14 protein-coding genes and 1 pseudogene are annotated in these 13232 nt (G+C 41.2%); 9 read left to right on the forward strand and 6 right to left on the reverse strand.

Annotation, left to right across the window (positions count from 1 at the left end):
• The first annotated feature begins 283 nt into the window (after window positions 1–283).
• Complete coding sequence (locus AC2HW8_RS09595) at window positions 284–760, forward strand: GNAT family N-acetyltransferase (RefSeq protein WP_215638830.1); 477 nt, start codon at window positions 284–286, stop codon at window positions 758–760.
• Window positions 761–821: 61 nt separating this feature from the next.
• Here AC2HW8_RS09595 and AC2HW8_RS09600 read toward each other — a convergent pair whose 3' ends face one another.
• Window positions 822–2156, reverse strand: a complete 1335-nt coding sequence (locus tag AC2HW8_RS09600) for a sodium-dependent transporter (protein ID WP_215638831.1) — start codon at window positions 2154–2156, stop codon at window positions 822–824.
• Window positions 2157–2334: 178 nt separating this feature from the next.
• Between AC2HW8_RS09600 and AC2HW8_RS09605 the strand changes: the two genes are divergently transcribed.
• A complete protein-coding gene (locus AC2HW8_RS09605; protein WP_021883414.1) occupies window positions 2335–3222 on the forward strand; it encodes a LysR family transcriptional regulator in 888 nt (295 codons plus the stop codon).
• A gap of 24 nt (window positions 3223–3246) precedes the next feature.
• Here AC2HW8_RS09605 and AC2HW8_RS09610 read toward each other — a convergent pair.
• The 4 genes and pseudogenes from AC2HW8_RS09610 to thiT all read right to left on the reverse strand — a co-directional run.
• Window positions 3247–3339 (reverse strand): annotated as a pseudogene (locus AC2HW8_RS09610) (manganese catalase family protein); the annotation flags it as partial.
• A complete protein-coding gene (locus AC2HW8_RS09615; RefSeq protein WP_046432184.1) occupies window positions 3339–3593 on the reverse strand; it encodes a spore coat protein CotJB in 255 nt (84 codons plus the stop codon). The gene AC2HW8_RS09615 and the pseudogene AC2HW8_RS09610, both read right to left, overlap by 1 nt.
• Complete coding sequence (locus tag AC2HW8_RS09620) at window positions 3586–3786, reverse strand: spore coat associated protein CotJA (RefSeq protein ID WP_021883412.1); 201 nt, start codon at window positions 3784–3786, stop codon at window positions 3586–3588. Before AC2HW8_RS09620 ends, AC2HW8_RS09615 begins: the two co-directional genes overlap by 8 nt.
• Before the next feature lie 153 nt (window positions 3787–3939).
• On the reverse strand, window positions 3940–4773 hold the full coding sequence (gene thiT, locus AC2HW8_RS09625; RefSeq protein WP_288201244.1) for an energy-coupled thiamine transporter ThiT: 834 nt from the start codon (window positions 4771–4773) through the stop codon (window positions 3940–3942).
• A gap of 427 nt (window positions 4774–5200) precedes the next feature.
• Between thiT and AC2HW8_RS09630 the strand changes: the two genes are divergently transcribed.
• The 3 genes from AC2HW8_RS09630 to AC2HW8_RS09640 all read left to right on the forward strand — a co-directional run bounded on the left by AC2HW8_RS09630 (window position 5201) and on the right by AC2HW8_RS09640 (window position 9004).
• Window positions 5201–6043: a formate/nitrite transporter family protein gene (locus AC2HW8_RS09630; protein WP_101105896.1), complete on the forward strand. Its 843-nt coding sequence runs from the start codon at window positions 5201–5203 to the stop codon at window positions 6041–6043.
• Between the two features lie 118 nt (window positions 6044–6161).
• A complete protein-coding gene (locus AC2HW8_RS09635; protein WP_336300633.1) occupies window positions 6162–8309 on the forward strand; it encodes a helix-hairpin-helix domain-containing protein in 2148 nt (715 codons plus the stop codon).
• 95 nt (window positions 8310–8404) lie between these two features.
• Window positions 8405–9004, forward strand: coding sequence for an alpha/beta hydrolase (locus AC2HW8_RS09640; RefSeq protein ID WP_117950653.1), 600 nt, complete (start codon window positions 8405–8407; stop codon window positions 9002–9004).
• 204 nt (window positions 9005–9208) lie between these two features.
• On the opposite strand, the gene AC2HW8_RS09645 is transcribed toward AC2HW8_RS09640, so the two are convergent.
• Window positions 9209–9580 carry a metal-dependent transcriptional regulator gene (locus tag AC2HW8_RS09645; protein WP_015523581.1) on the reverse strand — a complete coding sequence of 124 codons (372 nt, stop codon included), beginning with the start codon at window positions 9578–9580 and terminating at the stop codon, window positions 9209–9211.
• A gap of 291 nt (window positions 9581–9871) precedes the next feature.
• Here AC2HW8_RS09645 and AC2HW8_RS09650 point away from each other — a divergent pair, with 291 nt between their 5' ends.
• The 4 genes from AC2HW8_RS09650 to AC2HW8_RS09665 all read left to right on the forward strand — a co-directional run bounded on the left by AC2HW8_RS09650 (window position 9872) and on the right by AC2HW8_RS09665 (window position 13180).
• Window positions 9872–10084, forward strand: coding sequence for a FeoA family protein (locus tag AC2HW8_RS09650; protein WP_015523582.1), 213 nt, complete (start codon window positions 9872–9874; stop codon window positions 10082–10084).
• An 85-nt stretch (window positions 10085–10169) separates the two neighbouring features.
• Entirely contained in the window at window positions 10170–10391 is a 222-nt protein-coding gene (locus tag AC2HW8_RS09655; protein ID WP_021883406.1) for a FeoA family protein, read from the forward strand.
• An 88-nt stretch (window positions 10392–10479) separates the two neighbouring features.
• The gene (feoB, locus tag AC2HW8_RS09660; RefSeq protein WP_484327495.1) at window positions 10480–12972 is read left to right on the forward strand and encodes a ferrous iron transporter B; all 2493 of its coding nucleotides are present in this window, start codon (window positions 10480–10482) and stop codon (window positions 12970–12972) included.
• Between the two features lie 34 nt (window positions 12973–13006).
• Window positions 13007–13180, forward strand: coding sequence for a FeoB-associated Cys-rich membrane protein (locus AC2HW8_RS09665; protein WP_015523585.1), 174 nt, complete (start codon window positions 13007–13009; stop codon window positions 13178–13180).
• The last annotated feature ends 52 nt before the right edge of the window (window positions 13181–13232 follow it).

Below are 13232 nucleotides of genomic sequence, written 5' to 3' on the forward strand. Positions count from 1 at the left end.
AATTGAAAATTTAAAATGGAAAATTTTGGTCGGGAAGAAAGTTTTGCGTAGAACAAACTTCACATTCCCGACCGTATTCATATTGATTTGCTTTGCAAATCAATTGATATAAACAAAATTCCATATATAATGAAAATTAACTATATAAATGAAATACAGTTACCGAAATAATGTAGGGGAGAACCGTGTTCTCCCGTTCGTGTGCAATGCACACGATTGCACGCATTTGACTACCGCCCTGTGTGCGATGCATACAAAATAATCAACAAAAGGAAGTGACAATATGCCCGACTTTACAGTACGGTACGCTAAGAAATTAGAACTTGAGCGTGTGAATGAAATTCGTTATCAGGTCAACAGGGTTCATTCAAACGGCAGACCTGATATATTCCGAGATGATTTCTGCGATGAGATGAAAAACATAGTATACAAAGTTTTTGACGGCGAAAATTCCGATGTTATCGTTGCCGTGAACGGTGACACAATCTGCGGATTTGCAACCGTTGAATACATAGTCAAGGAAAAATCTCCGTACGGTTTGCAGAGAAAATTCTACCGGATTGCAGAATTCGGAGTTGATGAAAACTTCCGCAGAATGGGTGTTGCAACCAAGCTGATAAGCTTCTGCAAACAAGAGGCTAAGAACAGGGACTTTGACAGGCTGGAACTTGATGTGTGGGAATTCAACGAGGGTGCAATAAAATTTTACGATTCCGTAGGATTCAAAACCTACAGAGAATACAAGGAAATGAATATTTAAACCGAAAAAATCCGTATGAAGATTGCTCCATACGGATTTTATTTTGTGTATCAAATTTTATTTATCGCCATTTAAAGGTGACGAGTCCGTAAACATAGATAAATGCGATAGCTGTAGGAACTACATATTTGAAAATCGGTTTCATCCACGAACGCACTTTCATACCGATGCCCATGTTGGCTTCTTTAATGAAGTTATCCCAACCCCAGCCGAACTTGTTGCAACAGAACAGAGCAAGCACAAGAGAACCGAGAGGAAGAACATTTGTGGAAACAATGAAGTCCCAAAAATCAAGCCATGTTGTACCCTCTGCAAACGGCTGAAAATGAAGAACGCTGAATCCGAGAGCCGTTGTGAGTGCAAGCACAAACACTACAATTCCGCAAATAAGACTGCCTTTTATTCTTGACCAGCCTGTCAAATCACGAATCATTGCAAGAATATTTTCGCAAACACCCAAAACGGTTGACATTGCCGCAAACACCATAAACAGGAAGAAGAGCGAACCCCATATTCTTCCGCCGGGCATATTGTTGAACACGGTTGCCATTGTGTCAAACAAAAGGTTCGGACCTGAATTAACTTCAAGGTTGTAAGTAAAGCAGGCAGGGAAGATGATTATGCCTGCAAGCAGAGCTACGAGTGTGTCAAGAGAGATAACATTGATTGCCTCGCCCATAAGTGAATGGTCTTTGCCGATATAACTTCCGAAAATAGCCATACCGCCCATACCTGTTGACAACGAGAAAAATGCCTGATTCATCGCACCCACAACAACATCACCATTGATTTTTGAAAAGTCGGGTTTGAGGTAAAATGTCATACCCTCACCCGAACCGCTCAAAAACAGACTGTGGATTGCAAGCACAATCATAAGTGCAAGCAAAGCAATCATCATATATTTTGTTATCCTCTCAAGTCCGCCCTGAATGTTGAACGAGAGTATAACAAAGGCGATAACAACCGTTATCATCATAAAAATAACATTGACTGACGGATTTGCAATCATTGTGGTAAATCCGAGGTCACGGTTGTTACCCGTCAGAAAATTTACGAAGTAGTAAATTATCCAACCGCAAACAACTGTGTAAAAAGCCATAATTGCAAGGTTGCCCACAAGGCAGGCCCAACCGAAACCGCCCCATTTTTGCTTTGGCTTTTCAAGTTTGCGGTACATTTTAATCGGACTTGTCTGTGCCGCTCTGCCCACCGAAAATTCCATTATCAAACACGGAATTCCCAAAACAATAAGACAGATGATGTACACAAGCATAAAACTTCCGCCACCGTATTGTCCGCACATCCACGGAAACTTCCACACATTTCCGCAACCGATTGCACAGCCTGCCGAAAGCATTATAAAGCCGAGTCGGCTTCCTAATTTTTCACGATTCACAACACAAGTCCTCCTGCCGAATTTATTTTATCTACACAATATTTTTTCGTCATAAATACTGCTCCTTTGTTTATTTTGCAATACAAAGAGTAGTATAGCAAATAAAATACCATTTGTAAAATTGATAAAGCTGTGCTATAATAACGAAGATATCGTTCGTATAAAAGAGGATTTAGTTATGGATACCAATGTGCTTAAAACCTTTGTAGCTGTGTGCGAATATTCGGGATTTTCTGCTGCAGCGGAAAAGCTCGGCTATACCCAGTCAACCGTTTCATCACAGATAAAACAGTTGGAAAGCGAGCTTAACACGGTGCTTTTTGACCGCTTTTACCACAGAATCAGCCTGACTTCCGACGGCATAACGGTTCTGCAACACGCAAGAGAAATTCTTGAATCTCACGAAAAGATGCTTGAAGATTTGCGTACCCCCGAAACAATTGAGGGCAACATTCGCCTTGCAATGTCAAGTTCTGTCTGCAACCGATTTTTTAAAGATGATTTTCTTGAGTTCAGAAAGCATTTTCCTAATATTCACCTTGTCGTTGTCGAAAGCGGTACAGAGCAGATGTTTGATATGTTACGCAAAAATGAGGTTGATTTGATTTTTACGCTTGACAGCCACATTTATGATTCGGAATTTATAATTTGTGCAGAGCATGAGGAAAAGGTTCACTTCTTTGCATCAGTTGACAATCCACTTTTGAATAAAGAAAATATTTCGCTAAAAGAATTATGTACCGAGGATTTTGTACTGACCGAAAGTAATATGAGCTACAGAAAATTGCTCAACAATGAACTTGCCGCACAATCGCTTGAAATTCATCCTGTTTTGGAAATAGGAAACCCTCTGCAAATTTGTTCTCTAATCAAAAACAGCAAAATGATCTCGTTCTTGCCTGATTTCATCACGGAGGATTACTACAATTCGGGAGAGATAAAACATCTTCCCGTCAACGATTGTGATGTTTCGGTGTGGACGCAGTTGCTTATCCACAAAAACAAGTGGAAATCTCCTGCGCTTAATGCGTTTATTGATTTTTATCGGGATGTTATACGAAAATAAAAAGTATCACATTTTGCCTTACGCACCGCCGTATTGCGTTATGATAATCTTGGCAAGCTTTGCGTTCGGCTTTTTGATATTGACGGGGTACTGTAACTTTTTTTCATAGACAAACATCAGCAATCCTCCTCGTTTTCCCACGGCCACGGTCCCTTTATCCAGCTCCACATATTGGTGCTTGTCATACTCTTTTTCAAAGGACCGAATTTTTCTTCATATTCTTCAACAAGCGGTTTCAATTTTTCTTTGAAACCGTTCATTTTTTGTATCATTGCCGTATCGTGCGGATGAGTGTCAAGATAAATCTGAAGGTCAAGTGCGGCAAATTCGTAGGTTGAAATTTTCTTTAAAAGAATTTCTCTTTCAGTCAAGTCCCTCACCGCATTTCTTTCCGTAGAATGGTTTGTTGAGAACGGGGAACATTGTACCCGACTCAAGTCCCTGCAACGGGCTGTAGGTTGGGGAGTCGAACTGCTGAAAGGGAACATATGCCATAGCCTCGCTCGTTCTCTTTGGCAGACACGGTATTCCGTACTGCTGAGAAATAATTTCTTTAATATCCAATTTAATTCTCCTTTTTGTTCAAACTTATGAACATTGCTGTTCATTCTCATAATATGCCCGTTTCATACTTGTGTTTACATAATAAAAAACAGAGCCGACAGCAATGCCGTCAGCCCTGATACAGAGGTTTTACCGTAAATATCCGATTAAATGTTAATTAACCTTTTTGGCAGAATTTGAAGTAACCTTTGCAATGATTGCAAAAACTACGCAAAGCACAATTCCGATTGCCGAAACGATGCCTACAAGAGTGAAGTTTGTGTTTGAAATGAGTGAAAAATCAAGCACACCGCTGTCGGGGTTCTGAAGTGACGCAAAAACTGCAACGGCGTCAATAATTACGGCAACCATAAGTGAAAGAATTGAAATTGATGCCGAAACAGTTTCCGTAAGGTTCTTTTCAATTTTCTTTGCAACGCTGATTTTTTCACTTCTGAAGTTAAGACAGCCGAAAAGCCAGAATACAGCCGCCGCATTGATTATTGTTTCGGGAATCATATATGTAGCGTTGTAGCTGAGTGAATAGAGAAGTCCGTCGGTTGATGGGATTGAAACACCTGCCCATACGGTACAGCCCGAAATTACATGACAGATATATCTCAAAGCACAAACTCCTACCGTGCCTGTTACGGCAGCGGCAGACGGATTGCTGACCTTGTTTCTGAGAAAGCCTGCAAGACCGATAACCGTGAATGCAATTACATAGTCGAAGAGAATGATTGTTACGGCTGCCCAGAATGAAGTTGCGTATGAAAGGTTTGAAGCTCCCTGAATAAGCTGAATAATGCTGAATACAAATCCCGAAAGCAATCCCCATTTTACACCGTGACGATATGAGATAATTACGATCGGAACAATGCTGAATGCGGTAACACTGCCGCCGTAGGGAAGTTCAAGGATTTTTACAAAGCTTAAAACTGCCGCAAGTGCAATCATAATTGCACATTCGCACATAACAAGTGCATTTTTCTTATTGTTCGTTTTCATTAAAACTACTCCTTAAAATAAAATTCTCTCGGAGAAAAAACACAACAAAAAAGGAGTATGCCAAAAAGACATACTCCAAGTGCGTACACTTCAAGCTTGATATGTCCCTTCGTTGGCATTATCCAAATCAGGTTGACGGTCGAAATCGAATTTCCTCTCATCCGGTAACAGCTCCCGTTTTGTATGTGATTATTCTCACTCTGATTACAAATATTACACATCTTTAGGTTGTGTAATATCTACACTATGATTATAAACTGTATTTGACAATTTGTAAAGTCTTTTGTGTGCAATGTTACAGATAATCGCATATTAATTGACAAACACTTTGCTTTTGTGATAATATGTATCCTGTGATTTTGCGGTTTATTGCCGAATGGCAGTAAATTTTGCAACAATTGATAAACTAATTGAAGAAGGTTTTTTAATGGACAGCAGATTTAATTCACCGGCTGAAATTGCGTCGCTGGTGTCAAAATCAGGTGTAACAAAATCAATGCTTTCTCTGCCGAAAATGATTTTGCTCGGACTTATGGCAGGCGCATTTATCGCATTCGGCGGTGCGGCAAGCGATGTTGCAATGCACGGAGTTGCCGATGTGGGGCTTGCAAGAGTGGTTGCAGGCGTAATCTTCCCCGTGGGACTTATGCTTGTTGTGTTTACGGGAAGTGAACTCTTTACAGGTAACTGCCTTATGATTATTCCGACACTTGAAAAGAAAATCAAGCCTGTTTCAATGATAAAGAATCTTGTTACGGTTTATATTTCAAATTTTGTCGGTGCAATGATTATTGATTTACTGATATTTTTCTCGGGTCAGCTCAATTATTCAAACGGCGGACTTGGTGCTTTTACAATCAAGGTTGCACTTGCCAAAACAACAATCAATCCTGCAACGGCAATTATCAGCGGCATACTTTGCAACATTCTCGTGTGCCTTGCAATCGTTATGGCAACAGGCGCAACAGATGCAATAGGTAAGATTTTCGGCGTATTTTTTCCGATTTGTGCATTTGTAGTCTGCGGATTTGAACACTGCGTTGCAAATATGTTCTATATTCCGACAGGTGTTATGGCGGCAATGAATCCCGAATATGTTGCAAAAGCTCAGGAGCTTTACGGTATTACGGCACAGCAATGTCAGAATCTTGCAAATCTTTCGGGTTGTGAATCTTTGCTGTTCGTTACAATCGGCAACATAATCGGCGGTATGGTCTTTGTGGGACTTCCGCTCTATTTTGCCTATATTCGCAAAAAGAAAAGTGCTTAAAATACATAAACATAAATAATTCATGAGAGCAGTCGTTTTGACTGCTCGTTTTCTTTTTAGTGCAAATTATTTAAAAGTATGTTATAATAAGCCTTACAAAACAAAAACGGAGGATATAATGGATTATTCACAGATTCTTTCACAGCAGTTTAATATTAAAGAGGAGTATGCTAAAAACATCATCACATTGCTTGATGACGGCAACACTATTCCTTTTATTGCACGATACAGAAAGGAAATGCACGGTTCAATGGATGACCAGTTGATTCGTGAATTTGCCGAAAAGCTTGAATATTTAAGAGGACTTGACAAGCGCAGAGATGAAATTCGTTCACTCATTGACGCACAGGAAAAGCTCACGGATGAAATTAACCTTGCACTTGACAAGGCTGCCACACTAAGCGAACTTGAGGATATTTACCGCCCGTACCGTCCAAAGAGAAAGACAAGGGCGTCAATTGCAAAGGAAAAGGGACTTGAACCGCTTGCTAACGATATTTTAAAGCAGGAAAAAGGTTTTGATCCGTCAAAGTCGGCAGTTGATTATATTGATGAAGAAAAGGGAGTTACCTCCGTTGAAGATGCAATTCAGGGCGCAATGGATATCATTGCAGAACTTGTGTCGGATAATGCGGAAATCCGTAAGAGAATAAGAAATCTTACAAACGCAAACGGTGTGCTTGTGTCTGTTGCAACAGATGAAGAAAAGGACAGCGTTTACAAAAATTATTATGACTACAAAGAGCCTGTTAAAAAGATTGCAGGTCACAGAGTACTTGCCGTGAATCGTGGCGAAAAAGAGGGATTTCTCAAAGTCAGCGTTGAAACCGACAGCGAAAAACCGCTTAATTCAATTTTCAGAGCAATGATTACAGACAAAAATCAGCTTTGTTCAGACATTATCCGTGAGGCTTGCACAGACGCTTATCAGCGACTTATTTATCCCTCAATTGAGCGTGAGGTCAGAAACGACCTTACAGATACCGCCTCCGAAAATGCTATGAAGGTTTTTGCCGTAAACCTCAAGCAGCTGCTTATGCAGCCGCCTGTAAAGGGCAAAACCGTGCTTGCACTTGATCCGGGATATCGCACAGGCTGTAAGACTGCCGTTGTTGACAGCACAGGCAAGGTGCTTGATACAACCGTAATTTATCCTACACATTCAGACAAAAAAATTCAGGAATCAAAGCAGACCTTGCTCCGCCTCATCAAAAAGCATCATGTTGATATTATTTCAGTCGGCAACGGTACTGCAAGCAAGGAAACCGAGATGTTCACAGCCGAAACAATCAAAGAGGCTGACCACCCCGTTTATTATATGGTAGTCAGCGAGGCAGGTGCGTCGGTTTATTCGGCATCAAAGCTTGCCGCAACAGAACTTCCCGACCTTGACCTCACACTCAGAAGTGCCGTGTCAATTGCAAGACGACTTCAGGATCCTCTTGCAGAGCTTGTAAAGATTGAGCCTAAGGCAATCGGTGTCGGTCAGTATCAGCACGATATGCCGCAGAAAAAACTCGGTGAAACACTTGACGGTGTTGTAGAGGACTGCGTAAACTCGGTTGGTGCAGACCTTAATACGGCATCGCCTGCACTTTTGTCGAGAGTGTCGGGACTTAACGCAACCGTGTGCAAGAATATTGTTGCTTACCGTGAAGAAAACGGTGCGTTCTCATCAAGAGCAGAACTCAAGAAAGTCCCGAAACTCGGACCTAAAGCGTTTGAGCAGTGTGCAGGATTTTTGCGTGTTCCCGAAAGCAGAAATCCGCTTGATAACACAGGCGTTCACCCCGAAAGCTACAAGAGTGCAAAAGAACTTTTAGGACTTCTTGAATATTCTGACAAAGAAATAAAATCAGGCAACTTCTCCGATATTCAGCAGAGAGTAAAGGCAAAGGGAACAAAGTCACTTGCCGATGTTCTCGGAATCGGACTTCCAACCCTTGACGATATTGTAAAGGAACTTTCCAAACCGGGCAGAGATCCCCGTGACGAACTGCCTGCACCAATGCTCAGAAGTGATATTCTCGACATCAAGGATTTGAAAGAGGGAATGGAACTTAAAGGCACGGTCAGAAATGTAATTGACTTCGGCGCATTTGTCGATATCGGCGTTCATCAGGACGGACTTGTTCATATTTCGCAGATTTGCGATAAGTACATCAAGCACCCGAGCGAAGTTCTCAAAGTCGGTGATGTTGTAAATGTAAAGGTTCTTTCAGTTGATCCCGAAAAGAACAGAATTTCCCTCACAATGAAATTTTAATGCGAATAAAGCAAAAAGACACTTCTATTGTTCCGCAAATCACCTTTGCATTATTCCGCAACTGTTGATATTGTTCCGCAAAAGGAGAATTTTAAATGCGTAAACTGGCTGTATATGTACACGGAAAGGGTGGTAATGCTACAGAATCGGAGCATTACAAACCTTTGCTACCTGAATATGATGTTATAGGCTTTGACTATAAATCAGAAATACCGTGGGATGCAAAACAGGAATTTACAAATCTGTTCGATAATTATTGCAAAAATTATGATTATATAGTTCTGATTGCGAATAGCATAGGTGCATTTTATTCTATGAATGCCTTTTCAGATAAACAGATTGACAAAGCTATGTTTATTTCGCCTGTTGTAGATATGGAAAACCTCATTACCAATATGATGAAATGGGCGAATGTAACAGAGAATGAACTTCGTGATAAGAAAACAATCTCTACTGAATTTGGTGAAACTTTATCTTGGGAATATCTTTGCTATGTTCGTGAACACCAAATTTCTTGGAATGTTCCCACCTCAATTTTGTACGGTGAAAATGATAACCTTACATCGTTTGAAACAATCAACAAATTTGCAAAGAAGATAAATGCTGACCTTACTGTTATGAATGGCGGTGAACATTGGTTTCATACAGCTGAACAGGTGAAATTCTTGGATAATTGGCTAACAAAGTTCATTTGATGTTATTTACAATGACGAGGTGTGCTTATGAAAAAGGCGGTTGCAATAATTTGTGCTATTGTTATTTTTGCGTTTTATTTAAGCGTGTCGAATTGTTGAATCAATCGAAAAAGTGTATCGCCTTATTGAAAGCAGTTGAGTAAAAAAAGGCTGACGAGAAATCGTCAGCCTTTTGTGTGTAATATTCGGTAATTATTCAGCCTTTTACTGCATATGATTTTCAAGGTGATTTTTCAATGCGGCAAAGGTTTCGTCGCTGATAATGTGTTCCATTTTGCAGGCATCTGCGGCGGCAGTTTCGGGATTAACTCCGAGCATAACAAAGAGCTTTGAAAGAACGGTGTGTCTTTCATATGTTTTTTCTGCAATTTCCCTGCCGAGGTCGGTGAGAATAAGCGAGCCGTCATCGCCGACTTTAAGATAACCGCCCTCTTTGAGAAGACCAACGGCACGGCTGACGCTCGGCTTTGAATATCCCATTTCTTCACATACATCAATTGATCTTATATAATTGCTCTTTTTTGAAAGAACATATATTGTTTCAAGGTACATTTCACCTGATTCTTTTAATTGCATATTCTGCACTCCTTTACATTGTCTAATCATATCATGATATGAACAAAAAATCAATAAAATTAATTGTGCTTTCAATAATTATGAAAAAACGATTTACCGAAATCAACAAAAATAATATCCGAATTACAGATGTGAAATATTCAATTTGCCAAAATTCAAAATAAAATAAAATTTTTTCGCAAGCCTATTGACATATTTCGAGTTTTATAGTACCATATAATCGGTTAGCGAGAGCTAACCTTTGATTAACAAATATTGTTAGTATCTGCTAACTTAAAGGAGATTGATTTTATGATGCCTTTGATGTTTGCTAACACAGGTGAAACCAATATTATAAAGAAAGTCGGAGGTTCTCCCGAGGTTAAAAAGCACCTTGAAAATCTCGGTTTTGTTGCCGGCGGAGAGGTCACCGTTATTTCGTCACTCGGCGGAAATGTTATTGTTAACGTAAAGGAAACACGAGTTGCAATCAGCGAAGAAATGGCTCGTAAAATTATGATTTGATTCTATGTAACAAACACACGGCGGAATTGTTCCGAGAGGTGTTTTTATACGGCTTTATGCTGAAATTAAGACGGAGGAAACTGTTATGAAAACTTTAAAACAGGCAAAAGTAGGTGAAACCGTAAAGGTTGTTAAGCTTCACGGTGAAGGCGCTGTCAAACGCAGAATTATGGATATGGGCATCACAAAGGGTGTTGAAATTTACATCAGAAAAGTTGCTCCGCTCGGAGATCCGATTGAAATTACTGTAAGAAATTATGAACTTTCGCTCAGAAAAGCCGATGCTGAAATGATTGAAGTTGAGTAATTCGGACTTGCAAATCCTACGGGAGAAATCCCGTATTTTTATAACATTACGGTTAGCTTTTGCTAATCCAAGAGAGGATAACTGATATATGGAAATTAAAATTGCTCTTGCAGGTAACCCTAACTGCGGTAAAACAACTTTGTTTAACGCACTCACGGGTTCCAATCAGTTTGTCGGTAACTGGCCCGGCGTAACTGTTGAGAAAAAAGAGGGTAAGCTCAAAAAACACAAGGATGTTACAATCATGGACTTGCCCGGTATCTATTCACTTTCACCTTATACTCTTGAAGAGGTTGTTGCTCGTAACTATCTTGTCGGTGAACGCCCCGATGCGATTCTCAATCTTATTGACGGTACTAACCTTGAAAGAAACCTTTACCTCACAACACAGCTTACAGAACTCGGTATCCCTGTTGTTGTGGCAATCAATATGATTGATCTCGTTAAGAAGAACGGCGATTCAATCAACATTGATGAGCTTTCAAGACAGCTTGGTTGTAAGGTTATGGAAATTTCGGCTCTTAAGGGCACAGGCATTATGGAAGCTGCCGAGGCCGCAATCAAAGCCGCAGGCTCAACAAAGACAATCCCCATGCACAGCTTTAACGGTGTTGTTGAACACGCAATCGCTCACATTGAAGAGGCTGCGGTTCACGATATGCCCGAGGAACAGCAGCGTTGGTACGCTATCAAGATTTTTGAGCGTGACGACAAGGTTCTTGCAAAGCTTGATATTCCGCAGAATGTTATTGACCACATTGAAAAAGATATTCAGGCGGCTGAAAAAGAGCTTGATGATGACGCAGAAAGTATCATCACTAATGAGAGATACATCTACATTGCCTCAATCATCAAGAGCTGTTATAAGAAGAAAAACAAGGGTAAGCTTACAACATCGGACAAGATTGATAAGGTTGTAACCAACCGTTGGCTTGGTCTTCCGATTTTTGCGGTTATTATGTTCCTTGTTTACTACATCTCAATGCAGACAGTAGGTACTGCCGCAACTGACTGGGCAAATGACGGTCTTTTCGGTGACGGCTGGCACCTTTTCGGTATCGGCTCATCACAGGCTGCCGAGGCTGAAGAAACCTACGGCGATTCAGATGCAATTATCGAGGCATTCAATGCTCAGTACGGAAATGACGACATTGCCGAAGCTGTTGACCTTGAATCTGAAAATTATTCCGAAGATGCCGCTAAGGCTGCTCTTGCAGAACTCGTAAATCTCACACCTTCAGACGCAAGCGTTACATATTCTGTTCAGGATGAAGAAACTCTTGAAATTACAGAAACTCCCGATACTAAGAAATCTGATCTTGAAAAGGCTGTTTCAAACTATCTCAACACAGATTATAAAGAGGGTTACGGTGCTCCTGATGCCGCAACATACGGAATCTGGGTTCCCGGTATTCCTGTTCTTATCGGCAACGGCCTTGATGCAATCAACTGTGCAGACTGGCTCAACGGTCTTATCCTTGACGGTATCGTAGCCGGCGTAGGTGCGGTTCTCGGCTTTGTTCCTCAGATGCTTGTACTCTTCATTCTCCTTGCTTTCCTCGAAAGCTGCGGTTATATGGCTCGTATCGCATTCGTACTCGACCGTATCTTCCGTAAGTTCGGTCTTTCGGGTAAGTCGTTTATCCCAATGCTTGTCGGCACAGGCTGCGGTGTTCCGGGTATCATGGCGTCCCGTACAATCGAGAATGAGCGTGACCGCCGTATGACTATTATGACAACAACATTCATTCCCTGCGGTGCTAAACAGCCGTTCATCGCTATGATTGCAGGTGCTATCTTCGGTGGTTCACCGTGGATTGCAACATCGGCTTACTTCATCGGTATGGCTGCAATCGTAGTTTCAGGTATTATGCTTAAAAAGACAAAGATGTTCTCAGGCGATCCCGCTCCGTTTGTAATGGAGCTTCCGGCTTATCATCTTCCGACAGTAGGCAACCTTCTCCGTTCAATGTGGGAGCGTGGCTGGTCATTCATCAAGAAAGCCGGCACAATCATTCTCCTTTCTACAATCTTTGTTTGGTTCACAACATACTTCGGATTTGTTGACGGTACATTCCGTATGCTCGGTGAGGACGAAATTGGCAACTCAATTCTTGCCGCAATCGGTAACGGTCTTGCATGGATTTTTGCACCGCTCGGCTGGGGCAACTGGCAGGCAACTGTTGCATCCATCACAGGTCTTGTTGCTAAGGAAAACATCGTTGGTACAATGGGTATCCTTTATCCGGGCGGATGGACAGAAATCGGTGCCGCATTCACAGGACTCAGCGGTTTCTCGTTCCTTCTCTTCAACCTTCTCTGCGCTCCTTGCTTTGCCGCTATGGGTGCTATCAAGAGAGAGATGAACAACATCAAGTGGTTCTGGTTCGCAATCGGTTACCAGTGTGTATTTGCTTATGTAATTGCATTTATGGTATTCCAGTTCGGTTCAATCTTTGCAGGCGGTCTTAATGTAATCGGTCTTATCTTTGCCGTTGCAGTATTTGCATTTATGATTTATATGCTCGTAAGACCTTACAAAGAGGCTACAACTCTTAAAGTTAAGCCGGCTAAGAAGTAATAAATTTATTGATTAACAAATGGGAGGAATAAATATGTTGGAATGGTTAGCGGCTAATATCGGCACAATCATTGTTGCATTAATTGTTATTGCCGTGATTGCTTTTGTGGTTGCCCGTATGGTAAAAGACAAAAAAGAGGGCAAATCCTCCTGCGGTGCAAACTGTGCGCACTGTGCGTGTCACGGTGACTGCCATAATCATAAGTAAATGTTTTGTAGGGGGTACAGCTAAAAAGCTGTACCCTTTCTTGTTTGTTATT

It is taken from the genome of Ruminococcoides sp. (assembly GCF_057037865.1).